At 64.5% G+C, this 25,391-nt stretch carries 23 protein-coding genes; 14 read left to right on the top strand and 9 right to left on the bottom strand.

Annotated features, from left to right (window positions below; all coding sequences use genetic code 11):
* Window positions 1–24 precede the first annotated feature (24 nt).
* The 5 genes from speA to AB4Y82_RS04760 all read left to right on the top strand — a co-directional run bounded on the left by speA (window position 25) and on the right by AB4Y82_RS04760 (window position 5,778).
* Window positions 25–1,914: a biosynthetic arginine decarboxylase gene (gene speA, locus AB4Y82_RS04780; RefSeq protein ID WP_441601703.1), complete on the top strand. Its 1,890-nt coding sequence runs from the start codon at window positions 25–27 to the stop codon at window positions 1,912–1,914.
* A 148-nt stretch (window positions 1,915–2,062) separates the two neighbouring features.
* Entirely contained in the window at window positions 2,063–2,848 is a 786-nt protein-coding gene (locus tag AB4Y82_RS04775; protein ID WP_046971977.1) for a 3-hydroxybutyrate dehydrogenase, read from the top strand.
* A 105-nt stretch (window positions 2,849–2,953) separates the two neighbouring features.
* Window positions 2,954–3,694: an acetoacetate decarboxylase gene (locus AB4Y82_RS04770; protein WP_046971978.1), complete on the top strand. Its 741-nt coding sequence runs from the start codon at window positions 2,954–2,956 to the stop codon at window positions 3,692–3,694.
* A 16-nt stretch (window positions 3,695–3,710) separates the two neighbouring features.
* A complete protein-coding gene (locus AB4Y82_RS04765) occupies window positions 3,711–4,901 on the top strand; it encodes a DUF3734 domain-containing protein (protein ID WP_441601702.1) in 1,191 nt (396 codons plus the stop codon).
* A 16-nt stretch (window positions 4,902–4,917) separates the two neighbouring features.
* Window positions 4,918–5,778 (top strand): NAD(P)-dependent oxidoreductase, encoded by an 861-nt coding sequence (locus AB4Y82_RS04760; RefSeq protein WP_441601701.1) that lies wholly within the window; start codon window positions 4,918–4,920, stop codon window positions 5,776–5,778.
* A 149-nt stretch (window positions 5,779–5,927) separates the two neighbouring features.
* Here the strand turns inward: AB4Y82_RS04760 and AB4Y82_RS04755 are convergent, their stop codons facing one another.
* From AB4Y82_RS04755 to AB4Y82_RS04740, 4 genes are all read right to left on the bottom strand, one after another.
* Window positions 5,928–6,680 carry an SPOR domain-containing protein gene (locus AB4Y82_RS04755; RefSeq protein ID WP_441601700.1) on the bottom strand — a complete coding sequence of 251 codons (753 nt, stop codon included), beginning with the start codon at window positions 6,678–6,680 and terminating at the stop codon, window positions 5,928–5,930.
* Window positions 6,681–8,372: an arginine--tRNA ligase gene (argS, locus tag AB4Y82_RS04750; RefSeq protein ID WP_441601699.1), complete on the bottom strand. Its 1,692-nt coding sequence runs from the start codon at window positions 8,370–8,372 to the stop codon at window positions 6,681–6,683.
* A gap of 522 nt (window positions 8,373–8,894) precedes the next feature.
* Window positions 8,895–9,566: a RadC family protein gene (radC, locus tag AB4Y82_RS04745; RefSeq protein ID WP_441601698.1), complete on the bottom strand. Its 672-nt coding sequence runs from the start codon at window positions 9,564–9,566 to the stop codon at window positions 8,895–8,897.
* An 80-nt stretch (window positions 9,567–9,646) separates the two neighbouring features.
* The gene (locus AB4Y82_RS04740; RefSeq protein ID WP_441601697.1) at window positions 9,647–10,549 is read right to left on the bottom strand and encodes a LysR family transcriptional regulator; all 903 of its coding nucleotides are present in this window, start codon (window positions 10,547–10,549) and stop codon (window positions 9,647–9,649) included.
* A gap of 113 nt (window positions 10,550–10,662) precedes the next feature.
* Here AB4Y82_RS04740 and AB4Y82_RS04735 point away from each other — a divergent pair, with 113 nt between their 5' ends.
* The 5 genes from AB4Y82_RS04735 (at window position 10,663) to AB4Y82_RS04715 (ending at window position 16,525) form a co-directional block, all read left to right on the top strand.
* On the top strand, window positions 10,663–11,403 hold the full coding sequence (locus AB4Y82_RS04735; RefSeq protein ID WP_441601696.1) for an SDR family oxidoreductase: 741 nt from the start codon (window positions 10,663–10,665) through the stop codon (window positions 11,401–11,403).
* A gap of 48 nt (window positions 11,404–11,451) precedes the next feature.
* On the top strand, window positions 11,452–12,351 hold the full coding sequence (locus AB4Y82_RS04730; RefSeq protein ID WP_441601695.1) for an SDR family oxidoreductase: 900 nt from the start codon (window positions 11,452–11,454) through the stop codon (window positions 12,349–12,351).
* Between the two features lie 100 nt (window positions 12,352–12,451).
* Window positions 12,452–13,657, top strand: a complete 1,206-nt coding sequence (gene coaBC, locus AB4Y82_RS04725; protein WP_441601694.1) for a bifunctional phosphopantothenoylcysteine decarboxylase/phosphopantothenate--cysteine ligase CoaBC — start codon at window positions 12,452–12,454, stop codon at window positions 13,655–13,657.
* Window positions 13,654–14,124 (top strand): dUTP diphosphatase, encoded by a 471-nt coding sequence (gene dut / locus AB4Y82_RS04720; RefSeq protein WP_441601693.1) that lies wholly within the window; start codon window positions 13,654–13,656, stop codon window positions 14,122–14,124. The genes coaBC and dut overlap by 4 nt, the downstream gene beginning before the upstream one ends.
* A 67-nt stretch (window positions 14,125–14,191) precedes the next feature.
* A complete protein-coding gene (locus AB4Y82_RS04715; RefSeq protein WP_441601692.1) occupies window positions 14,192–16,525 on the top strand; it encodes a phosphomannomutase/phosphoglucomutase in 2,334 nt (777 codons plus the stop codon).
* A gap of 49 nt (window positions 16,526–16,574) precedes the next feature.
* Here the strand turns inward: AB4Y82_RS04715 and AB4Y82_RS04710 are convergent, their stop codons facing one another.
* The 3 genes from AB4Y82_RS04710 to AB4Y82_RS04700 all read right to left on the bottom strand — a co-directional run bounded on the left by AB4Y82_RS04710 (window position 16,575) and on the right by AB4Y82_RS04700 (window position 18,489).
* On the bottom strand, window positions 16,575–17,210 hold the full coding sequence (locus tag AB4Y82_RS04710; RefSeq protein WP_441601691.1) for a DUF4124 domain-containing protein: 636 nt from the start codon (window positions 17,208–17,210) through the stop codon (window positions 16,575–16,577).
* Between the two features lie 107 nt (window positions 17,211–17,317).
* Window positions 17,318–17,965: an orotate phosphoribosyltransferase gene (pyrE, locus tag AB4Y82_RS04705; RefSeq protein WP_441601690.1), complete on the bottom strand. Its 648-nt coding sequence runs from the start codon at window positions 17,963–17,965 to the stop codon at window positions 17,318–17,320.
* A gap of 26 nt (window positions 17,966–17,991) precedes the next feature.
* A complete protein-coding gene (locus AB4Y82_RS04700; RefSeq protein WP_441601689.1) occupies window positions 17,992–18,489 on the bottom strand; it encodes a GNAT family N-acetyltransferase in 498 nt (165 codons plus the stop codon).
* A 43-nt stretch (window positions 18,490–18,532) separates the two neighbouring features.
* On the opposite strand from AB4Y82_RS04700, the gene AB4Y82_RS04695 reads away from it, so the two are divergent.
* The 3 genes from AB4Y82_RS04695 to AB4Y82_RS04685 all read left to right on the top strand — a co-directional run bounded on the left by AB4Y82_RS04695 (window position 18,533) and on the right by AB4Y82_RS04685 (window position 21,009).
* A complete protein-coding gene (locus tag AB4Y82_RS04695) occupies window positions 18,533–19,303 on the top strand; it encodes an exodeoxyribonuclease III (RefSeq protein ID WP_441601688.1) in 771 nt (256 codons plus the stop codon).
* Window positions 19,293–20,621 carry an AmpG family muropeptide MFS transporter gene (locus AB4Y82_RS04690; RefSeq protein WP_441601687.1) on the top strand — a complete coding sequence of 443 codons (1,329 nt, stop codon included), beginning with the start codon at window positions 19,293–19,295 and terminating at the stop codon, window positions 20,619–20,621. Before AB4Y82_RS04695 ends, AB4Y82_RS04690 begins: the two co-directional genes overlap by 11 nt.
* Window positions 20,622–20,706: 85 nt before the next feature.
* A complete protein-coding gene (locus AB4Y82_RS04685) occupies window positions 20,707–21,009 on the top strand; it encodes a hypothetical protein (protein ID WP_441601686.1) in 303 nt (100 codons plus the stop codon).
* On the opposite strand, the gene AB4Y82_RS04680 is transcribed toward AB4Y82_RS04685, so the two are convergent.
* Together AB4Y82_RS04680 and AB4Y82_RS04675 are read right to left on the bottom strand one after the other, a co-directional pair.
* Window positions 21,010–22,128, bottom strand: a complete 1,119-nt coding sequence (locus AB4Y82_RS04680; RefSeq protein WP_441601685.1) for an anhydro-N-acetylmuramic acid kinase — start codon at window positions 22,126–22,128, stop codon at window positions 21,010–21,012. It lies immediately after the preceding gene.
* Between the two features lie 4 nt (window positions 22,129–22,132).
* Entirely contained in the window at window positions 22,133–23,572 is a 1,440-nt protein-coding gene (locus AB4Y82_RS04675; protein WP_441601684.1) for an OapA family protein, read from the bottom strand.
* A 183-nt stretch (window positions 23,573–23,755) separates the two neighbouring features.
* On the opposite strand from AB4Y82_RS04675, the gene tyrS reads away from it, so the two are divergent.
* Complete coding sequence (gene tyrS, locus AB4Y82_RS04670; RefSeq protein ID WP_441601683.1) at window positions 23,756–24,967, top strand: tyrosine--tRNA ligase; 1,212 nt, start codon at window positions 23,756–23,758, stop codon at window positions 24,965–24,967.
* Window positions 24,968–25,391 lie beyond the last annotated feature (424 nt).

The following is a 25,391-nucleotide window of genomic DNA, read 5'->3' as shown; positions in this document are numbered from 1 at the left end:
CACCCGTAAAACAAGGAGCCCTCCATGTCGAAGCACTGGAACATCGACGCTGCCCGTCATACCTACGCCGTTCCGCACTGGGGCGATGGCTATGTCGACGTCAACGAAGCCGGCCATATCGTGATGCGTCCCAAGGGCGCCACCGGCCCGGCGCTGTCGCTGCCGGTCATCGTCGATCGCGCCCGCGCCGAAGGCCTGCGCCTGCCGCTGCTCGTACGTTTTCCCGACATCCTCGCCGATCGTTTGAAGCGTTTGCAGGACGCCTTCGCCAAAGCCATCGGCGAATGGAACTACACAGGCGGCTATACGGCCGTCTATCCGATCAAGGTGAACCAGCAGCGCGGCGTCGCCGGCGAGCTGGTGGCCGCCGGCGAACACGGCTTTGGTCTGGAAGCCGGCTCCAAGCCCGAGCTGATGGCCGTGCTGGCGATGGCGCGCCCGGGCAGCATCGTGATCTGCAATGGCTACAAGGATCGCGAATACATCCGTCTCGCGCTGATCGGCCTCAAGCTCGGCCTGCGCGTGCACATCGTGATCGAAAAACTTTCCGAACTTGATCACGTGTTCACCGAAGCCAAGGCGCTCAACGTCGAGCCGCTGCTCGGCGTGCGCGTGCGACTGGCCTCCATCGGTGCCGGCAAGTGGCAGAACACCGGCGGCGACAAGGGCAAGTTCGGCCTGTCGCCCAGCCAGGTGCTGACCCTGGTGGAGCGCCTGGACCAGGCCCAGCTCAAGCACACGCTGAAGCTTCAGCACTTCCACATGGGCTCGCAGATTTCCAATGTGCGCGACATCGCCAATGGCATGCGCGAAGCCACGCGTTACTTCGTGGAATTGAAGCGCATGGGCGTGCCACTCGACATCGTCGACGTCGGTGGCGGCCTGGGCGTGGATTACGAAGGCTCGCGTTCGCGCAGCCACAACTCGATCAACTACTCGATCGAGCAGTACGCCTCCACCATCGTGCAGTCGCTGGCCGAAGCAGTGGCGGAAGAAAACCTGCCCGCGCCGCACATCATCACCGAGGCCGGCCGCGCCATGACCGCGCACCACGCCGTGATGGTGGTCAACGTGACCGAAGTGGAGCCGGTGCCCGAGGGCAATATCCCCGACGCGCACGACCACGAACCGGCCGTGCTGCGCCGCTTGCGCGAAACCTGGGCCGAGCTCGACACGCGCCCGGCGCTGGAGCTGTTCCATGAAGCCCAACATCATCTTGCCGAAGGCCAGGCCTTGTACTCGCTGGGTCAGTTGAACCTCGAACACCGCGCGCATCTGGACGATATGTACTACGCCATCGCCAATGCCGTGCGCACGCGCCTGCTGCCGGCCGAGCGCTCGCATCGACAGGCCATGGACGAACTCGACGAGAAACTGGTCGACAAGTACTTCGCCAATTTCTCGGTGTTCGAATCGGTGCCGGACATCTGGGCCATCGACCAGATCTTCCCGATCGCGCCCATCGCGCGACTGGACGAAGAGCCCACGCGTCGCGGCGTGATCGTCGATCTCACCTGCGACTCCGACGGCCGCATCGATGACTATGTCGACGCCGAAGGTGTGGACGTGAGCCTGCCGTTGCATGCCCTGAAAGAAGACGAAAGCTATCGCCTCGGCATCTTCATGGTCGGTGCCTATCAGGAGACGCTGGGCGACATCCACAACCTGTTCGGCGACACCGACGCGGTGAATGTGCGCGTCGACGGCGATTCGTATGTTTTCGCGCACAAGCGCCGAGGCGACACCACCGACCTGATGCTCGACTACGTCGGTTACGACCTGGAAGCCCTGCGTCGCAGCTACCGCGAACGTATCGCGGCGGCGGGTGTCGAAGGTGCCGCAGCGGAGCAGTTGTTTGTCACATTGAATGAAGGTCTCACCGGCTATACCTATCTGTCGGAAGGTGTGCGTTGAGGCGATAGGACCCGCTCGTCATTCCGGCCTACGCCGGAATGACGGAATAAAAGACACGCGGTCCATTCGTCTTATGGATGCACACCCCAGGCTGTGACAGCCTGACAACCGTTTCTGCTTTCCCCGTTCCCCATCGACAGGAGTGGTTATGGCAAGTCTCGACGGCAAGGTGGCACTCATCACTGGCGCGGCCAGTGGGCTGGGCAAGGCCATTGCAGAGCTTTACGCGAAGAACGGTGCGGCGGTCGCCATCGCCGACATCAACCAGCAAGCGGCCGACGCAGCGGCCAACGAGATCAATGCGGCAGGCGGCAAGGCCATCGGCATCGCGATGGACGTGACCAACGAAGACGCCGTCAACGCCGGCACCGACAAGGTGGTCGCGCAGTTTGGTCACCTGGATATCCTCATTTCCAACGCCGGCGTGCAGATCATCAATCCGATCGAGCAGTTCGCCTTCGCCGACTGGAAAAAGATGCTTGCCATCCATCTCGATGGCGGCTTCCTCACCACCAAGGCCGCGCTCAAGCACATGTACAAGGACGACCGCGGCGGCACCGTCATCTACATGGGCTCGGTGCATTCGCACGAAGCCTCCAAGCTCAAGTCCGCCTACGTCACCGCCAAGCACGGCCTGCTGGGTCTGGCGCGCACGCTGGCGAAGGAAGGCGCCGCGCACAACGTGCGCTCGCACGTGATCTGCCCCGGCTTCGTACGCACCCCGCTGGTGGAAAAGCAGATTCCCGAGCAGGCGAAAGAGCTCGGCATCAGCGAAGACGAAGTGATCAAAAACGTGATGCTCAAGGACACCGTCGACGGCGTCTTCACCACCGTGGAAGACATCGCGCAGACCGCGCTGTATCTGGCCAGCTTCCCGTCGGCCGCGCTTACGGGACAATCGATCGTGGTCAGCCACGGCTGGTACATGCAGTAATCGCGGTGATCCGCCCGGTTGTGCCGGGCGGTCGCCATCGGAGTGGGTCGATACCGCGCCACGCGCAGCAATGAGCAGCGCGTGGCCGTCTGTCCGGAGCCTTGCATGAAGATCGCCGACGTAAAAGCCAATGCTTTCGCCATGCCCTTGACCAGTCCCGCGTTTCCCGTGGGCCCCTATCGTTTCGTCAATCGCGAATTCCTGGTCATCACCTATCGCACCGACCTCGATGCCTTGCGCGCGGTGGTGCCCGAGCCGCTCGAAGTCACCGAGCCGCTGGTCAAATACGAATTCATCCGCATGCCCGATTCCACCGGCTTCGGCGACTACACCGAATCAGGCCAGGTGATCCCCGTCAGCTTCCAGGGTCAACATGGCGGCTACGTGCATTCGATGTACTTGAACGATCATCCACCCATTGCCGGCGGGCGCGAGCTATGGGGCTTTCCGAAAAAGCTGGCCAGCCCGCAGCTGGACACCGAGATCGACACCCTGGTCGGCACGCTCGATTACGGCAAGGTGCGCGTGGCCAAGGCCACCATGGGCTTCAAGCACCGCGAAGCCGATCATCAGGCGGTGCTGGCTTCGTTGGCGGCCCCCAACTACCTGCTCAAGATCATTCCGCACGTGGACGGCACGCCGCGCATCTGCGAGCTGGTCCGCTACTTCACCACCAACGTGACGCTCAAGGGCGCATGGACCGGGCCAGGCTCGCTGGAGCTACATCCGCATGCGCTGGCGCCGGTGGCCGACCTGCCGGTGTTGAAGGTGGAGTCGGCCCTGCATTTCATCACGGACCTGACGCTCGACCTGGGCACCGTGGTACACGATTATCTGGCCGAGTGAGTCGAGGCTGATCCGTATGGACGTCCGAAAGAAATCCGCGAGCGACAAGACCGCCGCACTCAACCTGCTGCAAGAGCACCACCAGAAGTACCAGACGATCGCGCTGGTGCTGCAGGGTGGTGGCGCGCTGGGCGCCTATCAGGCCGGTGTCTACGAGGCCCTGGACCAGGCCGGCTTACATCCGAACTGGGTGGCCGGCATTTCCATCGGCGCGTTGAACGCGGCAATCATCGCCGGCAACGCACCGGAGCATCGTGTGGCGCGGCTGCGCGAGTTCTGGGAAAGCATCACCCGGCCGCAGCTGTTCCCTGCCTGGTTCACGCCGCCGATGGACCCAGCTGCATGGGAGCTTCCGTGGCAGAACGGCCTGAGTGGCCTGGCCGCACTGCGCGCATTGACGGAGGGACAGCCCGGCTTCTTCACGCCGCGCCCGTTTCCCTTGATGCCGTGGCGAGCCTCGCCTGCCTCGGCGAGCTGGTACGACACGGCGCCGTTGAAGTCCACGCTCGAACGCCTCGTCGATTTCGACCGCATCAATCACAAGACATCGATGCGCGTCTCGGTGGGCGCCGTCAACATACGAACCGGCAATTTTGCGTATTTCGACAACACCGAAGGCAACCTGCGCGTCGAGCACTTCATGGCATCCGGTGCGCTGCCGCCCGGGTTCCCGGCCATCGAAGTCGATGGCGAGTTCTACTGGGATGGCGGCATGGTCTCCAACACGCCGCTCTACAAGGTCCTGTCCGATCCGGCCTGTCGCGATTCGCTGGTTTTCCAGGTGGATCTGTGGAGCGCCCGCGGCGAGCTGCCGCGCGATCTTGCCGAAGTCACCACGCGTTCGAAGGACATCCAGTATTCCAGCCGCACGCGACTGATCACCGAATACATGGCGCAGCGGCAGCGCCAACAACGCATACTTCATGACCTGATGAAGCTGGTGCCGGAAGAGCAGCGCAACCATCTCGCCTACAAACAGGCCGAGGTCCACGCCAGTGGTGCGCTGATCAACCTGTTCCACCTGATCTACCGAAACAAGCCGTACGAAGGGCATTACAAGGATTACGAGTTCAGCGTCGACAGCATGAGGCTGCATTGGACCAGCGGCATGGACGACATGTTGTGCACGCTCGACGAACCGGAGTGGTTCGAACGACCGACGCCCGAACACCCCTTCATCACCCACGACGTACACTGCGAAGATTGAAAACCCAGGAACACTCATGAGTCTCAAGGCAGCATTCATCGGACTCGGCGCCATGGGCACGCCGATGGCCGGTCATCTCAAAGCCCACGGCCTGCTGCACGCCGTCGCCAGCCGCACGCAGGCCAATGCCGATGCCGTGGCCAAGGACCTTGGCGTGCTCGCGCCGTCGCTGGCGGAGATCGCCGCGCAGTGCGACGTGATCGCGCTATGCGTCACCGCCGATGCCGACGTACTCTCCACCGTCGACGCACTCCTGCCGCATCTGAAGAAGGGCGCCATCGTGGTGGATCACTCCACCGTGGCGCCCGATACCGCCAAGCAGGCCGCTGCCAAGCTGGCCGCCGTCGGCGCGCAATTCCTCGACGCACCGGTATCGGGCGGCGTGGAAGGAGCGAAGAACGGCAAGCTTTCCGTGATGGTCGGCGGCGATGCCGATGTGCTTGAACGCGCTCGCCCGGTACTCGAAGCGTATGCCCTGCGCGTCACCCATTTGGGCGACGTCGGCGCCGGTCAGGCCACCAAGGCCGTCAACCAGGTGCTGGTGGCAGGCATCGCCCAGGGCGTCTGCGAAGGACTCGCCCTCGCCGAGGCACTCGGTCTCGATCCCGAACGTCTGCTGCCCACGCTGGGCGCGGGCGCAGCCGGCAACTGGTTCCTCGAAAAGCGGGGCGCCACCATGCTGCGCAACGAGTTCAGCGTCGGCTTTAAGCTCGGCCTGCTGCACAAGGATCTGGGCATCGTCCGCGGCATCGCTGAAAAAGCCGGCACCAACCGCAGCGTGATCGAACGCTCGCTCGCCGACTACGCCGAGCTGATGGCGCAGGGCCACGGCGATGACGATATTTCCGGTTTGATCAGGCTCAAGCGCAAGGGCTGATCAGGGCGACTGTGGGAGCGCACCCTGTGCGCGACGGCGCTGCGTTGTATCGAGACCGTCGCGCACAGGGTGCGCTCCCACAAACATGCGCACATAAAAAAAGCCGCGCAGTGCGCGGCTTTTTTTGTGGCTGCGTTGCAAGACCGGCCTTATCTGCCTTCCTTCAGCGCAATCGCGTTGATCCCCGCCGAGGTCAGACGCTGCTTGGCCGATTCCAGCTCGGTGGCCGAATGGAACGGGCCCAGGCGCACGCGGTTATAGGTCTGGCCGTTGACGTTCACCGGCGACACGTTGGCGACGAAGCCCTGCATGGCTAGCTTGGCCTTCAGCGTTTCGGCATCGGAGGGGCTGGGGAAGGCGCCGACCTGCAGCAGGTATCCGCTGGCAGCAGGTGCAGCCGCAGCAGCAGTCGGTGCCGGCGCCGGCGCATGCACCGCCGATTCGGGCGCAGGCGTGATGGCTTCAGCCACGGCGGCCGGACCCGGCGCCGGCTTCTGCGCGGCGGCCTGAGCCTGCTGCTGCGCGGCTGCCTGTTGGGCGGCTTGCTGCTTCTGCTGCTGCTCAGCCTTGGCCTGCGCGCTGATCACCGCGTCGGGAATGCGCACTTCCTTCTCCGACAGCACCGAATAGAAGTCGTATTGCGGCTTCTTCGCGGCGGGCGCGGCATCGGTGGCCGAAGTGGATTCCGTGCCGGCCGCGCCGGCATCGCTGCCGCGCTGCGCCGTGGCCTGCGCGTTGGGTTGCGGGCCGTCGCCGGCGCGCGGCGCCATCGGCAGGTGGCCGCGCATGGCGAACATGAGCACGGCACCGATCAGGATGCCGATCACCGCCCAACCCCAGCCCGGCATGCCACCGCTGTTATTGCGGACGGCCTGTCGACCTTTGCCCTTGCGTGCTGCCATTTACATCTTCTCCGGGGCACTGAGTCCCAGCAAATCCAAACCGTTGCGTATGACCTGGCGCGTGGCGAGCACCAGCGTGATGCGCGCATTGCGCAGCTCGGCGTCGTCCACGATCCATTTGTGCTCGTGATAGTAACTGTGAAGCGAGCCGGCGAGCTCGCGCAGGTATTGCGCGATCAGGTGCGGTTCCAGATTGGCCGCCGCCGCCTCCACCACTTCGGCGTAGCGCGACAGCTCGGTGAACAGCGCCTGCTCGTGCTCGGTGTCCAGACGCGACAGCTGGGCAACGCCGGCCTTGGTGTCCACCGGCGGCAGACCGCGCTCGGCCAGCTCCTCCAGCACGCGGCAGACGCGGGCGTGGGCGTACTGGATGTAATAGACCGGATTGTCGTTGCTCTGCGAGCGGGCCAGGTCGATGTCGAACACCAGTTGCGAATCGGCCTTGCGCGCGATCAGGAAGTAGCGGGTCGCGTCGCGGCCGGCTTCTTCGATAAGGTCGCGCAGGGTGAGGTAGCTGCCGGCGCGCTTGGAGAGTTTCACCTCTTCGCCGCCGCGCATCACCGTCACCATCTGGTACAGCACGTAGTTCGGATAACCCTTGGGAATGCCGGTGTCCAGCGCCTGCAGGCCTGCCTTCACGCGCGCCAGCGAGCCGTGGTGATCGGAACCCAGCACGGTCACCGCGTTCACATAGCCGCGCTGCCACTTGGTCATGTGGTAGGCCACGTCCGGCACGAAATAGGTATAGGTGCCGTCGGACTTGCGCATCACGCGGTCCTTGTCGTCACCGTAGTCGGTGGAGCGCAACCACAGCGCGCCGCCGTCCTCGTAGGTATGGCCGTGGGCGACCAGCTCGCGCACGGTCTCCTCGACCTTGCCGTCGTTGTAGAGCGAGGACTCGAGGTAGTAGACGTCAAAGCCGACGCCGAAGGCGGCCAGGTCCAGGTTCTGCTCGCGACGCAGGTAGGCCACGGCAAAGTGACGGATCGCTTCCAGATCGTCCGGGTTCTTGGCACCGGTGACGGCATGGCCTTCCACTTCGACGGTGTCGCCGTTGAGGTAGGACTTCGCCACGTCGGCGATGTAGTCGCCGCGGTAACCGTCTTCCGGCCAGCCGGCGTCGTCTGGCGTCAGGCCGCGCACGCGCGCCTGGGTCGACACGGCCAGGTTGTGGATCTGCACGCCGGCATCGTTGTAGTAGAACTCGCGCTTTACCTTCCAGCCGGTGGCGTCGAGCACGCGCGCGATGCAGTCGCCCAGCACCGCGTTGCGGCCGTGCCCCACGTGCAGCGGGCCGGTCGGGTTGGCGGAGACGAATTCCACACCCGCCGTCACGCCCTTGCCGGTGCTGCTGCGGCCGTAGGCATTGCCCTCGGCGAGCACCTGGCCCACTTCGGCGTGGTAAGCGCCCGGTGCGAGGAAGAAGTTGATGAAGCCCGGGCCGGCAATCTCGACCTTGCCCACCAGCCCATTGGCCGGCAGCGCTGCCACCAGCTTCTCGGCCAGCTCGCGCGGTTTGGCGCGGGCAGGCTTGGCCAGCAGCATCGCCGCGTTGGCGGCAAAGTCACCATGATCGCGGCTGCGCGTACGCTCGATCACGAAGTGGGGCACTTCGAGGTCGGCGGGCAGGGTGGCCTCATTCTGCAGGGTACGAATGGCCTGCAGCAGCAGTTCGCGCAGCTGTTCTTTCACGGTAAGTGTCTGACGGCGATGGAACCCCTAATCCTATCAGACCAGGGCCGGTCGAGCCGGCCCCGGTGTCGCGCGCCGGCGTGCTGCGATGCAGTGGCGAAGTCTGTGGATAACTCTGTGGGGAATGTCTGTCCCCGCAAGAGGCATCGCAGGGTTTTCCCGACGGAAATGTCACCGTCACAAAAAATAGCAATCTAAATCATGCAGTTGCGATGCACTTCTGCGGGACTCAAGAGAATGTGAACGGAAAGTGCCGTCTCAGGCCGAATGTGCATAAGTCGCAGGACCAATCGTTCTTGCCAGCCTTATGCATTTGTCTCGATCCACGTAACGACCCTGTCATGCGGCAGCGCCACACTATCTCTCGTCCCTTAGGCACCTCCCCGCCGACGGGGGCAGGAGCACGCCGTTACTCTCCTTTCTCCCCACAAGACGGCCATACGGCGCGGATCTCCCCCCGCGCCGTTGTTTTTTTTGGGCGACAGGAAAATTCTGATCTAAGTCAGCGTGCTATCAACGCAGCTAGATCAACCCCAGCATCGCCATCGACACCGGCTCGCCGCTGCCGATCACCAGATGGTCGAGCACCCGCACGCCGACCAGCTCGAGGGCGTCCCGCAGTTGCCGCGTGATGGTGCGGTCGGCGGCGCTTGGTTCGGCTACGCCGCTGGGATGGTTGTGGGCAAGGATGACCGCCGACGCGTTGTGGCGCAGGCAGGCGCGCACCACTTCGCGTGGATGCACATTCGCGCTGTCGATGGTGCCGCGGAAGAGTTCTTCGAAGGCCAGCACCCGGTGGCGATTGTCCAGGAACAGGCAGCCGAACACCTCGTAGGGCAGGTGCCGCAGCTTGGCGCTGAGGTAGCTGCCGCTTTCACGCGGGTTGCCCAGCGGCCGGCGATCGGTGAGTTGCTCCGCCAGCGTGCGCCGAGCCAGTTCGAGTGCCGCGACCAGACGGGCGCGTTTGGCCGGGCCGATGCCGCGCAGGCGCATGGTGTCACCCGGATCGGTGAGCAGGGCTGCCAGGCCTCCGCTGACCACCAGCAGTTCACGGGCCAGCGCGATGGCATCTTTGCCGACTACGCCACTGCCCAGCAGTACGGCGATCAGCTCGGCGTCGGAGAGGGCGCCGCAGCCGCGCGCCAGCAGTTTTTCTCGTGGGCGCTCGCCCTCGGGCCATTGATGGATGCTCATCGGAACAGCCTGCCGTCCGATGAAGGGCGCGCCCATCGGCGCGCGGCGAAGCGCATGTGGGTATGCGTGCCGACGATGAGTCAGTTTGTCGGCGGAAACCGGGCCGCGAACTCGCCGCTCAGCCAGTCGATGAAGACCCGCACGCGCGGTGAGAGCTGACGGTTCTGCGGATACAGCACGTAGACCGGCGAGGGCGTGGGTGGGTATCGCGGCAGCACTTCCACCAGCGTGCCGCAGGCGAGGTCGTCCTGGACGCGATAGCAGGGGACCTGGATGAGGCCCAGGCCAAGTCGGGCAGTGGCCACGTACATTTCCGCGCCCGCCACGCTTACCGCATGGGGCAACAGGCGTTCGCGCACACCGCCGTCCACGCAGAATTCCAGCGGCAGCGTGCTGCCGGAAACGGATGACACGAAAGCCACCATCTGGTGCCCGTCCAGATCGTCGGGCGATGTCGGCATGCCGTGCCGTTCCAGATAGGCGGGGCTCGCGTAGGTGCCTTCCACCAGGGTGGCGATCTGGCGGCCGATCATGCTGCTGTCGGTGGGCTTGCCTACGCGCAGGACGCAATCGACGCCCTCGCGGACCAGATCGACGTAGCGGTCGCCCTCGCCGATACGCAACTGGATGTCCGGATAACGCTCGAGAAACCCGGGCAGCCCCGGCAGCATGAAATGACGGGCCAGCACGCTGTGCACGTCCACCCGCAACAGGCCGCTGGGGCGTGCCCCGGTGAAGGCGGCCTCGGCTTCCTCGATCTCGGCCAGGATGCTCAGGCAACGCTGGTAATAGGCCTCGCCGTCCAGCGTGGCCCGCACCTGTCGGGTAGTGCGTTCGAGCAGCCGCACGCCCAGCCGGGCTTCCAGGCGCTTGACCACCTCGGTGACGGTGGAGCGCGGCAGCTCCAGGTCCTGCGCGGCCAAGGTGAAGCTGCGGCGCTCCACGATGCGGGCGAAGAGGCGCATGGCGTCGACCTTGTCCACTGTTCGACTTATCCGAATGATGATGACGGATTGAAGCAGATTATCCGGCCAAAGGAAAAGTCCATCCTTTGCTTGCGCCGACAACGGGTCGGCTCTTTCCGAGGATATTCCCCATGTCTGCACAGGTTTCCAAAGTCGCCATCGTCACCGGCGCTTCGCGTGGTATCGGCGCGGCGGTGGCCGAGCGTCTGGCCCGCGATGGCTTCACGGTGGTCATCAACTACGCCGGCGACGCCGCTTCCGCCGAGGCGCTGGCCCGCAAGATCGAAAGCGCTGGCGGCCATGCGCTGACCGCCCAGGCCGATGTGGCCGACCCGGTGGCGGTGCGCCGGATGTTCGACGCGGCCGAAACCGCGTTCGGTGGCGTGGATGTGCTGGTCAACAACGCCGGCATCATGCAGCTGGCGCCGCTGAGCGATACCGACGATGCGCTGTTCGACCGCACCATCGCGATCAACCTCAAGGGCAGCTTCAACACGCTGCGCGAGGCGGGCAAGCGCCTGCGCCAGGGTGGCCGCATCGTCAACTTCTCCACCAGCGTGGTGGGCCTCAATTTCCCCAATTACGGCGTCTACGTGGCCACCAAGGCCGCGGTGGAAGCGATGACGCACGTGCTGTCCAAAGAGCTGCGCGGCCGGGCCATCACCGTCAATGCGGTGGCGCCGGGCCCGACGGCCACTGACTTGTTCCTCAAGGGCAAGACGCAGGACCAGATCGACCAGCTCGCCAAGGCTGCGCCGCTCGAGCGCCTGGGCACGCCCGATGACATCGCCAGCGTCGTGTCCTTCCTCGCCGGCCCCGACGGCAGCTGGGTCAACGGCCAGGTGCTGCGCGCCAACGGCGGCCTCGTCTGATTCCACTTACCCGCATCGCCACGCGATGCCTTTTTGGGAGAACGCATCATGAAGTACGTCATTGTCATCACCGGCGCTTCGAGCGGCTTCGGCCTGATGAGCGCCCGCGCGCTGGCCCACGCCGGCCACATCGTCTACGCCGGCATGCGCGAAACGGCTGGTCGCAACGCGGATCGCGTGGCCGATATGCAGCGCTATGCACAGGAACAGGGCGTGGACCTGCGCGCCATCGAAATGGACGTGGCCTCGCAATCGTCGGTCGATGCCTCGATTGCGCAGATCGTGGCCGAGCACCAGCGGCTGGACGTGGTGATCCACAATGCCGGGCACATGTCCTACGGTCCGGCCGAAGCCTTCCTGCCGGAACAGTTCGCCCAGCTCTACGACACCAATGTGCTGAGCACGCAGCGCGTCAACCGCGCCGCCCTGCCGCAGTTGCGCAAGCAAGGCCGGGGGCTGGTGGTGTGGGTGTCCTCCAGCAGCGTACGCGGCGGCACGCCACCGTATCTGGCGCCCTACTTCGCCGCGAAGGCGGGCATGGATTCGTTGGCGGTGAGCTATGCCGGCGAGCTGGCGCGCTGGGGCATCGAGACCTCCATCGTGGTACCTGGCGCCTTTACCAAGGGCACCAACCATTTCGCCCATGCCGGCGCGCCGGCGGATGAGGCGGTTGCCAAGATCTACGCCGAAGGCCCCACCGGCGATTTCAGCGAAGTGGCTTTCAAGGGACTCGCCTCGCTGGAACCGGCTGATGCCGACCCGGAGGCCGTCGCACGGGCCATCGTCGAGGTGGTGGACAAGCCCTTCGGCAAGCGTCCGTTCCGCGTGCATATCGATCCCTCCGAGGACGGTGCCGAGATCGTCAACGGCGTGGCCGATCGCGTCCGCGCGGAGCTGCTGCGCCGCATCGGTCTGGATGACATCCTTCATCCGCGCGTGACGGCTTGAGCACAGGGCGGGCGGTGATCAGCCGCCCGCTTCACTTTTACCGAGCAGGACGAATGATTCCGGTAAGCTACCGCCCCAAACGGTAGTCAGGCCCAATCACATGAGTCTTGCCCAACGCCGCATCCTGCTGGGCGTGTCCGGCGGCATCGCTGCCTATAAATCCTGCGAACTGGTCCGTCGCCTGGGCGACCTCGACGCCGAGGTCCGCGTGGTGATGACCGAAAACGCGGCGCACTTCGTCAGTGCCACCACCTTCCAGGCGCTGTCCGGCCAGCCGGTGCGCACCAGCCTGTGGGACGCCGAAGCCGAAGCGGCGATGGGTCACATCGAGCTGGCCCGCTGGGCCGAGCGCATCATCATCGCACCGGCGAGCGCCGACCTGATTGCGCGTCTTGCCCACGGCATGGCGAACGACCTGCTGACCACCGTCTGCCTGGCCAGCGCTGCGCCGCTGTATGTGGCGCCCGCCATGAACCAGCAGATGTGGGCGCATCCGGCGGTGCAGGCCAATGTGGACATCCTCCGCCAGCGTGGCGTGCATATCCTTGGCCCTGCATCGGGCGACCAGGCCTGCGGTGATATCGGCTCGGGCCGCATGCTGGAACCGTTGGAGCTGCGCGAGGCGATCGTCGGCTCCTTCGGCGCGCAAGTCCTGCGTGGGCTCAAGGTCGTCGTGAGTGCCGGGCCCACCTATGAAGACATCGATCCGGTGCGTTTCATCGGCAACCGCAGTTCCGGCCGCATGGGTTTCGCCGTCGCCGAAGCGGCCGCGCAGGCCGGCGCGGAGGTCACTCTGGTGGCCGGCCCGGTGAGCATGGCGACGCCACCGGGGATGACGCGCCGTATCGATGTGCGCAGCGCCGAGCAGATGCGCGATGCGGTGGTGGCTGCCTGCGCCGATGCGAATATCTACATCGCCGCCGCCGCGGTGGGTGACTACCGACCGGCCACCGTTGCCGATCACAAGCTTAAAAAGCACGACGGCGCGCCCCTGGAACTGCGTCTGGCCGAGAACCCGGACATCCTCGCCACGCTGGCTGCGCAAACCGTGCGCCCCTTCTTGGTCGGATTTGCCGCGGAAACGCATGATGTGGAGCGATACGCGCAAGACAAACTCAAGCGCAAAGGATTAGACATGATTGCCGCCAACCAGGTGGGCGGTGGCCTCGGATTCGAAGCCGCCGACAACGCCCTCACGCTTTACGGTCCTGATGGGGCCATCGAACTGCCGCGTGCCTCCAAGACGGAACTGGCGCGACAGCTGGTGGCCAAGGTGGCCGAGCGTTACCGGGCGGTGCGCCAGTGACGGTTGGCAATGCAGTCGACGTCGAGCTGAAGATCCTCGATCCGCGCCTGGGCGATGTCATCCCCCTGCCGCAGGCTGCCACCATCGGCAGCGCCGGCATGGATCTGCGCGCAGCCATCGAGGCGCCGTTGACCCTGCAACCGGGCGACAGCGTGCTGGTGCCCAGCGGCATGGCCATCCATATTGGTGATCCGGGCTGGTGCGCGCTGATCGTGCCGCGCTCGGGTCTGGGCCATAAACACGGTTTGGTGATGGGCAACCTGGTGGGCGTGATCGATGCCGATTACCAGGGCCCCTTGATGATTTCATGCTGGAACCGCGGCACGCAGCCCTACACCATCGAAGTAGGCGATCGCATCGCCCAGCTGTTGCTGGTGCCGGTGGCGCAGGCACGGCTGAAGGTGGTGCAGGCGTTTGCGCCGTCGCAGCGGGGCGAGGGTGGGTTCGGTTCGACCGGGGTCAACTGAGTGCAAAGTGGTGCGGGCGCTCGCGCTCGCATGGGAAGCGACCAGATAGCCTGTGCGGGGACAGGACATGGCCAACATCTTCAACGTCGGTAGCCGAAGTTTTGCCGGATCCATCGACGGACGCCGGCTGCTGCCATTCGCCGCGGGCACCTTGCTGGTGCTCGGTGGCTTGTTCTGCCTCTGGCAGACCTGGCAGATCTTCGACGAAGGCAACGTGGTCGAGCGCGTGCACGCCGCCCAGAAGCAGGCAGCGGACGCCCTGGCGGCGGACATTGCCAGCGAGCGGGGCCGCGTGGAAGCGGCGGTCCATTCGCTGGACCCGGCCATCATCGTGTCCGATCCGGCCCAGGCCGCCACCGAACTGCGCCATCTCCTTCCCCAGGCGCTGGCGGTGGATGTCTACAGCGGCAGCCTCGACGAGGTGCTGCATGCGAACTATCGCGTATTCGGCTACGGCAAGGCGGCCCAGCTGATGGCGGCGCAAACCGCCGATGGCAAGCCTTTGGCCCAGTCCGTGCCCGATGCCCACGGCACGCGCGTGCTTGCGCTGGTGATACCGGTGGGGCCGGCCGCACACCCGCAGGCGTGGGCCTGGGTGGCGTTGCCGTTCGCTCCGCTGCAGGAGCGCTTTGAATCCATCCCCACCGCAGGTGGACGCCTGGAACTGCGTCAGGGCGACGATCGCGGTGACCTGCGTCTGCTCGCTACCGGCAATGGCTCGGCCGAGCGCGAAGCGAACGGCAGAGCGATCGAAGGCAGCACCTTCAGCGTGCTGGCGGCCCTGCCATCGGCTTATATCGTATTGCCGCGCGTCTGGCCGCTGACGGCCCTGCTCGGACTGCTGGGCCTGGGCGCGGGCATCTATCTGATCTGGATGCGCGATCGACTGGGCGTCCGCCGCGTCCGCAACGATGCGGCGGAACCGGTGCTGTCGGAACTGCTTGAAGCCGAGCAGGCGGCGGAAGCGCCTGTGGCGCCCGCCCGCATCGCAGCGCCCAAGCCTGCTGCGCCCGCGCCGGTGACTGTCGACCCGGTGATCTTCCGTGCGTACGACGTGCGCGGCGTGGTCGGCAAGTCGCTGACCAAGGAAGTGGCCCGCCTGCTCGGCCAGGCCATCGGCACGGTCATGCACGAGAAGGGCCTGCCGGAGATCGTGGTGGGGCGCGATGGTCGCCTGTCGGGTCCGGAGCTGGCGAGCGCCTTGTGCGACGGCTTGCGCGAAGCGGGCATCGACGTCATCGAGCTGGGCGCCGTTCCGACCCCGGTCGTTTACTACGCCGCCTACCGCTTCAATACGGGTTGTGGCGTGGCCGTGACCGGCAGCCATAACCCGCCCGACTACAACGGCTTCAAGATTGTGGTGGGCGGCGAGACCTTGTCCGAGGGCGCCATCCAGGATCTCTACCAGCGCATCGTCGGCAACCAGCTGGAGCGCGGCGGCAAGGGCAATCTGCGCCATGTCGATGTGATCCCCGACTACATCGACCGCATCACCTCCGACGTGCAGGCCGAGCGTCGCCTCAAGGTGGTGATCGACAGCGGCAACGGCATTGCCGGTGCGGTGGCGCCGCAGGTGCTGGAGGGCATCGGCTGCGAAGTCATTCCGCTCTACTGCGATGTCGATGGCACGTTCCCCAATCATCATCCCGACCCGTCCGACCCGCACAATCTGGAAGACCTGATCTTCGCGGTGAAGCAGACCGGCGCGGATCTCGGCATCGCATTTGATGGCGACGGCGACCGTCTTGGCGTGGTCACCAGGGATGGCGAGATCATCTTCCCCGACCGCACGCTGATGCTGTTTGCGCGCGACGTGCTGTCCCGCCAGCCCGGCGCCACGGTCATCTACGACGTGAAGTGCACCGGCCATCTCAAGGGCGTGATCCTGGATGCCGGCGGCAGCCCCATGATGTGGCGCAGCGGCCACTCGCTGATCAAGGCCAAGATGCGCGATACGGGTGCGGAGCTGGCCGGCGAAATGAGCGGCCACTTCTTCTTCAAGGAGCGCTGGTACGGCTTTGACGACGGCATTTATGCCGGCGCGCGCCTGATGGAAATCCTTGCCGGCGATCTGGAAGAGCGCACGCCGGAGGAACTGTTCGCCACCTGTCCCAAAGGCGTGTCGACGCCTGAGCTCAAGGTGGAGATGGACGAGGGCGCCCACTATCGCTTCATCGAAGCGTTCCGCCAGCAGGCGACGTTTGGCGACGCGACCCTCACCACCATCGACGGTGTGCGCGCGGACTGGTCCGACGGCTGGGGTCTGGTGCGCGCGTCCAATACCACGCCAACTCTCGTACTGCGTTTCGATGCAGACAACGAGGCCGCACTCGCACGCATCAAGAAAATATTCCGCGCGCAGCTGCTGGCGGTCGATCCCTCACTCAAGCTGCCGTTCTAAATGAAAAGCCCCGGCATGGCCGGGGCTCTCTCGCAAGCCGAAGTGGGCGTTACAGGCCCTTGGCCTCGGCAGCCTTCAGTTCGCGGTAGTGCACGAGATCCTGCGCGTTCTTCTGAACCTGGGCATCGCGGGTCTTCTGCTCACGCTCCAGCGCATCGCGCTGATGCGCCACCACGTCGCGTTGCTTGGTAATGCCCTCGCTCAGGAAGGGAGGGACCGGTTGCTTGGCTCGCTCCAGGTCGCCGGCACGAGTCAGCAGATCGGTCAGCGCCTTTTCCTGGCTGCGCAGATTGGACCGCGTGGTCGCGATCTGCTGGTCCATGCTGTCCAGATATTGCTGCTGCGAAGCCTTGTATTCCGCTTCCGAAGGATAGGCCGCGAGCATCTGCGCGTCGTTGCGCTTGCGCTCTGCGGCGGCGCGATCCACCACGGCCTGCTCTTCGGCAGCCTTTTGGGCGGCGGCGCGCTCCTCCGGGGTGAGCTGGCGGTCGACGTGCTGCACGACGATGCCGCGATCATTCACCAGCTCGTAGCCGAACTTCATGGCATCGGAGGTGAGGCTGTCGCTGTAGTGCGGCAGCCCGGCCGCATCCTTCCATCGATACCGATAGGTGGGCGCCTTGGTTTGTGCATAGACGACGGTGGTCAGCGCGAGCAACGCGATGACGAAAACTGTTTTACGCATGGAATTCCCCCTTGTAGGCGGAAGTATAGCGGGCGACATCGTGACACCATGACGTTCGCACGATGCCGCTGCATGCGGTGTGACCGGCTTCGCCAACCACCCGCCATTCAGGCATTTACGCCGTAGCGCTCGCGATAAGACACCAGGCGGGCGTGCTCCGCCGCCAGGTCCGGGCGGCCGCCCGCATAGGCCAGCACGTCGCCGAGACTGGTGATGGCAATCACCGGGATGCCGTAGTCAGCCGTGACTTCCTGCGCGGCGGAGAGCTCGCCCTGCCCGCGCTCCTGGCGGTCGAGTGCGATCAGCACGCCCGCCGGCGTGGCGCCCTGCGCCCGGATCAGCGCCAAGGATTCGCGCACGGCGGTGCCAGCGGTCATCACGTCGTCCACGATCAGCACGCGTCCCTTCAGCGGTGCGCCGACCAGCACGCCGCCTTCGCCGTGATCCTTGGCTTCCTTGCGGTTGTACGCCCAGGGCAGGTCGCGAGCATGCTGGTCGGCCAGGGCGATCGCCGTGGCGGCGGCCAGCGCAATGCCCTTGTAGGCCGGACCAAACAGCATGTCCACTTCGATGCCGGAATTCACCACGGCGGCGGCGTAGGCGCGGCCCAGCTGGGCCAGCGCCGCGCCCGAATCGATGCGGCCCATATTGAAGAAATACGGACTCTGGCGGCCGGACTTCAGGGTGAAGTCGCCGAAACGCAGCACGTCGCGCTGCAGGGTGAGTTCGATGAATTCGCGCTGGTAGTCGTGCACGGCAGCTTTCTCTCGTTCGGATTTGGTCAGAGGGGCAGGGCGCCCAGCATCACGTGCTGCGGCCCGGAACGCCCGCCATGGTACAGCCCGCCGGTCTCCCGGAAGCCGGCGCGCCGATACAGTGCAAGCGCGGACGTGTTGCGAACGTTGACGGTGAGCACGACGTTGCGCGCACCCGGATGGCGCTGCGCGAGATCGCGCATCACGACGGCAAGCGCGAGCGTGCCCAGGCCCTGGCCCTGCCAGCGGGCGTCGATGAAGAACGAGCGCAGGCCAAGGGTGGGCTCATCGAAATCCATGTCCGCGATGCTGCGGGGCTTGTTCTCGATGCGATAGAAGCCGATCGGCTCGTCGTTGCGCAGGATGGCCATGGCCTCGCTGTCTTCGCACAGCATCGCGTCGGCCAGCGACACCGCCACAGGGCCGACGAAATCGCGCTGCGGCTCGTGCACCTGAAGCAGCAACAACGACGGGTAACGCGTGGCGTCAGCAGGCACGACGCGGATATCGGGGCGATCGGACATGGTTGCTATGATGGCGCATCCCTCGCGAGCCCGGGCACCTTGTATGCGCATCATCAGTCTCAACGCCAACGGCATCCGTTCCGCCGGTACCAAGGGCGTGTTCGAATGGTTACGCCAGCAAAAGGCCGACGTGGTCTGCCTGCAGGAGACCAAGGCGCAGGAAGACCAGCTTTCCGATGCCATGTTCCGTCCCGATGGCCATCATTGCTTCTATCGCGACGCCAGCAGCAAGAAGGGCTATAGCGGCGTGGCCATCTACGCCAAGCGCGAGCCCGATGCGGTGCTCACCGAGCTGGGCTGGGATGCCTTCGACAACGAGGGGCGCTACATCGAAGCCCGCTTCGGCAACCTGAGCGTGGTGTCGCTGTACGTGCCGTCGGGTTCGTCGGGCGATGAGCGCCAGCAGTTCAAATTCAAGGCGATGGAATGGATCGCACCGATCTTCGACAAGTGGATGAAGAGCGGCCGCGACTACGTGCTGTGCGGCGACTGGAACATCGTGCGCAGCGAGCTGGATATCAAGAACTGGAAGTCCAACCAGAAGAATTCCGGCTGCCTGCCCGAAGAGCGCGCATGGCTCAACGACCTGGTCGAAAAGCACGGGTGGGTCGACAGCTATCGCACCCTGCATCCCAAGGGCGAGGACTATACGTGGTGGTCCAACCGCGGCAACGCGCGGGCCAACAATGTGGGATGGCGCATCGACTACCAGCTGGTCACGCCTGGCCTGCGCGATCGCCTGAAGCGCTGCTCGGTCTACCGTGATTCCTGGTTCTCGGACCACGCGCCGTATACCGTCGACTATGCCGACTGAGGCGGCGCCGCCCAAAAAGCAGAAGCTCGCGGTATGGCATGCGTTTACCCAGCCCGCTGCCTGGACGATGTTCCTGCTGGGCTTCTCCTCGGGCCTGCCATTCTTGCTGGTGTCCTACACCGTCGCCATCTGGCTGCGAAAGCATGGCATCGTGCTGAAGGAAATCACCATGATCGCGAGCGCGGGGATGTTCTACGCGCTCAAGTTCCTGTGGGCGCCATTGCTGGACCACGTCAGACTGCCTGGCGCCTTGGGACGGCTGGGTCAGCGGCGCAGCTGGCTGTTGCTGGCCCAGTTCGCCGTGATGGGCGGTCTGCTGGCGATGGCCAGGTTGACGCCGTCGCAATTGCCCCTGTTCGTGGCGGCGACCTTGGTCGTCGCGTTCTTCGGTGCCACGCAGGACATCGCGGTCGACGCCTATCGCATCGAGATCGCACCAACGGCCACCCAGGGTGCGTTGGTGGCTACCTATTCGCTGGGCTACCGCATTGCGCTCATCATCACCGGCGCCGGCGCGCTGATTCTGGCCGACCATCTGGATTGGCCAGTGATCTATGTCGTTTTCGCCCTGGCCATGCTGATCCCCATCTTGGCCACGCTGTTCGCGCGCGAACCCGATGTGGTTCGGACTACGCCGCCCAGCTGGGGTGCAGCGATGCAGCTAAGCGTGATCGATCCATTCGCGGATTTCTTCCGACGCTATGGATGGGCATTGGCGAGCGTCACCTTGCTCTTCATCCTGCTGTTCAAGATTCCTGAGCAGGCGACCGTGGGCGGCGTGATGGGCCCGTTCTATCTGGACATGGGGTTCACCCAGACGCAGATCGGCACGATCACCAAGCTGTGGGGCGTATGGATCGGCATCGTAGGTGTCTTCGTCGGCGGCGCGGCCGTGGCCCGCTGGGGCGCGTGGCGCAGCCTGGGGGTGTCGATGGTGTTGGCCGGAGCCAGCAACCTGGGCTATCTGTGGCTGATCGCACACCCCGGCAATCTGGCGGTGCTGACGGTGGTGATTTCGGTGGAGAACTTTACCCTCGGCGTGCTGGGTCCGCCGATCGTCGCCTATCTTTCCTCGCTGGTGAGCCGTGAACACACGGCGACCCAATATGCCTTGCTCAGCTCCATGGTCAATCTGCCGGGCAAGGTGCTGGGCTTCTTCGCCGGCGGCATCGCCATGACCACGGGCTATGGCGGTTATTTTGTCCTGACCGTGATCTCCATCGTTCCTGCCACGCTGCTGTTCACTTATCTGTGGCCTCGCTACAGCAAGGACCGCCCCGGCGATCCGGCGCCCGCTCCAAAAGAAGGCAGCGTGTGAATCAGCCAAGCGGTCGATAGTCTCGCCCTTGACCCTGTGACAAGATCAAGTCACAGGGGGCTTGTGACTGTCGGAGGAAGCGTCCGTGCCGGACCTCGTCATACGCCATATCGACAACCTTATGGCCGAGCGCATCAAGACGCTCGCCAAGGAAAGGCAGTGGTCGATCAATGACGTGGTGCTGCACGCACTGCGCCATGGCCTTGGCATGGCCTCATCCAATGTGTTCGCCGAAACCATGCTCGATCCCGGCGACCTGACCACCTTGGGCGGTCAGTGGGATGCCAAGGAAAAGGCCGCCTTCCAGGAGGCCGTGCAAGCCCTTTCCCGCGCTCCAACGGCTGCGTTGGCGCAGGCACACGGCGTGTTGGGCGACGAGAGCTTCTGATCAGCGCGGTGCGGAATAGACCGCACCGAGCACGCGCGGTCCCCGTGCCCCGGTGACCGCGGGCAGATTGCCCGGCAAGCCCAGCAGGCGTTGACGCGCGAGCCACGCAAACGCCGTGGCTTCCAGATAATCCGGATCCACGCCATGCGCGGCGGTGCTGGCCAGCGTGCGCGTACCCAGCAGTTGTCCCAGCCGCTCCATCAGTACGGCGTTGTGCACGCCGCCACCGCAGGCCAGCACATCGATAGCGGATGGCGCATGGCGTTCGATCGCCTCGGCGATGCTGCGTGCCGAGAGCTCCAGCAGCGTGGCCTGCACATCGGCAGGCGACAGCGCCGCCATGCCGGCGTGCTGTTCCAGCCAGGCGAGATGGAAGTGTTCGCGTCCCGTGCTCTTGGGCGGCGGCAGCGCGAAATAGGGATCGGCCATCAGCGCACTGAGCAAGGCCTCGTCCATGCGACCCGCGCCCGCGAAGGCGCCATTGGCGTCGTACGCCGCGCCACGATGGCGCAGATGCCAGGCATCCATCAGGCCATTGGCCGGGCCCGTATCGAACCCGAACACCTTGCCGGCCGGATCGAGCACCGTGATGTTGGCAATGCCGCCCAGATTGAGCACCACGCGCACACCGTCCGCACGACCCAGCAGCATGGCGTGGACCGCGGGAAGCAGCGGCGCGCCCTGGCCACCGGCGGCCACGTCGGCGCGGCGGAAATCAGCCACCACATCGATGCCGCAGCGTTCGGCGATCACCGAGGGATCGCCCGCCTGCAGCGTGAAAGGAAATTCGCCGGTGGGGCGATGCCGCAAGGTCTGCCCATGCGAACCGATGGCCCGAACGCGCGGCGCATGCGCCGGATTGCGGTCCAACAGCTGCTGGGCAGCTTCGGCGAAACATTGGCCGATCGCGACATCGAGACGCCCATAGGCATCCAGGTCCAATCGTGTTTCGTCCTGCGCCACGGCCAGCAGGCGCGTGCGCAACTCATCCGGCCACCGGTGGGCCAGTGCATCGACCAGCTGCGGCCTGTCGTTGTCGAAACTCACCAGCGCGGCATCGATGCCATCGGCGCTGGTGCCCGAGATCAGGCCAAGGTAAAGCGCCGTCGCGTCATCCACGGGATCAGTCGTCGTTGCGCTTGGTGCCGCTGGCCTTGGCCAGCTTCATGTTGGCGTCCAGCGTCTTCAGGCGGGCCAGCTGCGGCTGCACCACCTGCGACTTGAACTTGGCCAGCTGTGCGCCAGGCAGCGGTTCGGGCTTGGGCAGCGTCACCTTCTGCGGATCGCGCTGCACGTTGTTGACGCGGAATTCGTAATGCAGATGCGGGCCGGTGGCCAGGCCGGTCATGCCCACATAGCCGATCACTTCGCCCTGGCCCACATGCTGGCCCACCTTTTCATTGGCGAACTTGGACATGTGGCCGTAGGCGGTGCTGATCGAGCCGTTGTGCTGCACGATCACGAAATTGCCGTAGCCGTTCATCCAGCCCTTGAACTTGATCACGCCGTCGCCCGCCGCATGGATCGGCGTGCCAGTGGGTGCGGCGTAATCCACGCCCTGGTGGGCGCGCATCAGGCCAAGGATGGGATGCATGCGTGCCGCGCTGAACTGCGAGGAGATGCGGGTGAAGTCCACCGGAATGCGCAGGAACGACTTCTGGATCGGGCGGCCGTCCTCACTGAACCAGCCGTAGCTGCCGTCTTCTTTCTTGAAGCGGTAGGCGGTGTAGCGCTCACCCTGATTGACGAACTCCGCCGCCACGATGTCGCCTTCGTGCAGATAGGCGCCGTCGCGGTACACGTCGTCGTAGATCACCGTGAAGCTGTCGCCTTCGCGCAGGTCCTGCACGAAGTCGATGTCGTATTTGAACAGCTCGGCCAGCTTGAGCACCATCTGGTTGCTCATGCCTGCCTTGGAGCCGGCGGCAAACAGCGAGCTGTCGATGCTGCCATGGGCGACGTGTTCGCGATGTTCCACTTCGCGCGCTTCCGCCGTAACGGTGGCCTTGTCGGCCTCAAAGCGCATGGTGGTGCGGTTGGATTCGTCCTTGTCGAAGCGGATGCCCTTGAGGCTGCCGTCGCTGTCGAGCAGAAAATCGAATTCCTGGCCGGGGCTGATGTGGTGCAACGCCTTGGCATCGCCCGACTGGTCCACCACATGCTGTACGTCGGTGAGGCTCAGGCCCTGGCTCTGGAACAGGTCCGACAAGGTCTGGCCGGGCTGGACCTGCACGATGTGCCAATCTTCCACGGTCGCGGCCTGGGCGGCCACCGGGACCGCCTTGGGCAGTTCCAGCGGCAGCACGGCGTGCGCGGTCGAAATCGTGTCCGGGCGCATGGCGCTGGCCCAGGCGGGAATCAGGAAGCCGGAAACGGCGGTAATAAGGAGGGCGGTGCCGGCAAGAATCCAGCGCTCGCGATGCCAGCGGATAGGCTCGGCCTCACCGTGACAACCAAAGGACCAATGGGCACACCGCTCGTAAAAATGAGAGTGACGCTGCTGCGCCTTTCGACGCATAGCCTGTTTGCGCGCAGCGCGCGCGTTTTCGTTTCTCTCACCCATGCCCGGTGTTCCCCAGGTACTACATTTCTAATTGCCGCGTACCATAGCGGCCCTGTGTAAAGGGCGTCAACGCCTTTTCCATCAATGGGTTGCGATAACTTTTCGGTTAACGCACACTTAACGGAACCGGCCGGGAAGCTATGCTTTACGGTGCCGCCCAGACAACGAAAATTTGAGGAATACATGAACGAGCTTGAGCAGGCGCTGGCCACCATCGCGCGCGGCGCCGACGAAATCATCAAGCAGGAAGAGCTGGTCGCCCGCCTGAAGCTCGGTCGCCCCCTGCGCATCAAGGCCGGCTTCGATCCGACCGCGCCGGACCTGCACCTGGGCCACACCGTGCTGCTCAACAAGATGCGCCAGTTCCAGGACCTGGGACATCAGGTGATTTTCCTGATCGGCGACTTCACCGGCATGATCGGCGACCCGACCGGCAAAAACGTCACGCGCAAGCCGCTTTCCCGCGAGGACGTGCTGGCCAACGCCCAGACCTACGCCGACCAGGTCTATAAGGTGCTGGACAAGGAGCGCACCGAACTGCGCTTCAATTCGGAGTGGTTCGGCCAGATGACCGCAGCCGACATGATCAAGCTGGCCGCCCAGCACACCGTGGCGCGCATGCTCGAGCGCGACGATTTCTCCAAGCGCTTCGCCGGCCAGCAGCCCATCGCCATCCACGAATTCCTCTATCCGCTGGTGCAGGGCTATGACTCAGTCGCACTTAAATGCGACGTCGAGCTCGGCGGCACCGATCAGAAGTTCAACCTCTTGATGGGCCGCGCGCTGCAGGAGCATCACGGCCAGCCGCCGCAGATCGTGCTCACCATGCCGCTGCTGGAGGGCCTGGACGGCGTCAACAAGATGTCCAAGTCGCTGGGCAACTACATCGGCATCAATGAGCCGGCCATCGACATGGTCACCAAGACCCTGAAGATCGGCGATGAGCTGATGTGGCGCTGGTTCGAGTTGCTTAGCTTCGACACCTCGCTGGATGACCTCAAGCGCATGAAGCTCGAGGTGGAATCCGGTGTGCTTAACCCCCGTGACGCGAAGCTGCAATTGGCGCGCGAATTGGCCACGCGATTCCACGGCGCTGCTGCCGCCGAACAGGCGATCGCCGGATGGCACGCCGTCGTGCGCGGCGAAGGCGATACGAGCCTGCTGCCGCTCACTGAAATTGCAGTGTCCGCGGAAGGCTTGCGTTTGCCTGCTCTACTGACCGCGGCAGGCCTCACGCCAAGCAACGGCGAAGCGAATCGCAAACTCAAGGAACGCGCCGTGCGCATCGACGCGGAAGTCGTCGAAGATGCGCAACGCGTGTTTTTGCCGGGTTTTGAAGGGGTTTTGCAGATCGGCAAGCGCAACTTCGCGCGCGTGTTGTTGACGCTCGCATGAGTTGATCGCGATGACGCAACGTCATCGCGATGCATCCATCAACAGAGTTTCGCGTGAGAACAACGTCTTACGCGAAACATCAAAAATAATTTCAAAAATTGCTTGTCAAAGGTGGGGTGCCTGCCTATTATTCGCCTCCCCGCCGCTGGCAGCGTCTTCCAACGGCAACAACGACAGCAAAAATTCTTCGCTGAAGGTGTTGACGGACAGGGAAAACGATGTAAGATGAGCGGCTCACTCGGAACGAAATGTTCCAACGCAGAAACGGCAACGTACTGCAAGTGATTGAGATCTTTGACAGTGTGCGCAGGTGACTTGTGTGGGCGTCTTGCGACGGACGATTGAATGTCCAATATATGCAAGCGTCTAACCTAAGAGTCAATTCAAAAGCTTGACGTTTATGGTTAGGAACAACGCTTCAGAA

The organism is Dyella sp. 2YAF14, assembly GCF_052114725.1.
In the GTDB taxonomy this organism is placed as follows: domain Bacteria; phylum Pseudomonadota; class Gammaproteobacteria; order Xanthomonadales; family Rhodanobacteraceae; genus Dyella.
This window is presented reverse-complemented; position numbering and strand designations above follow the sequence as displayed.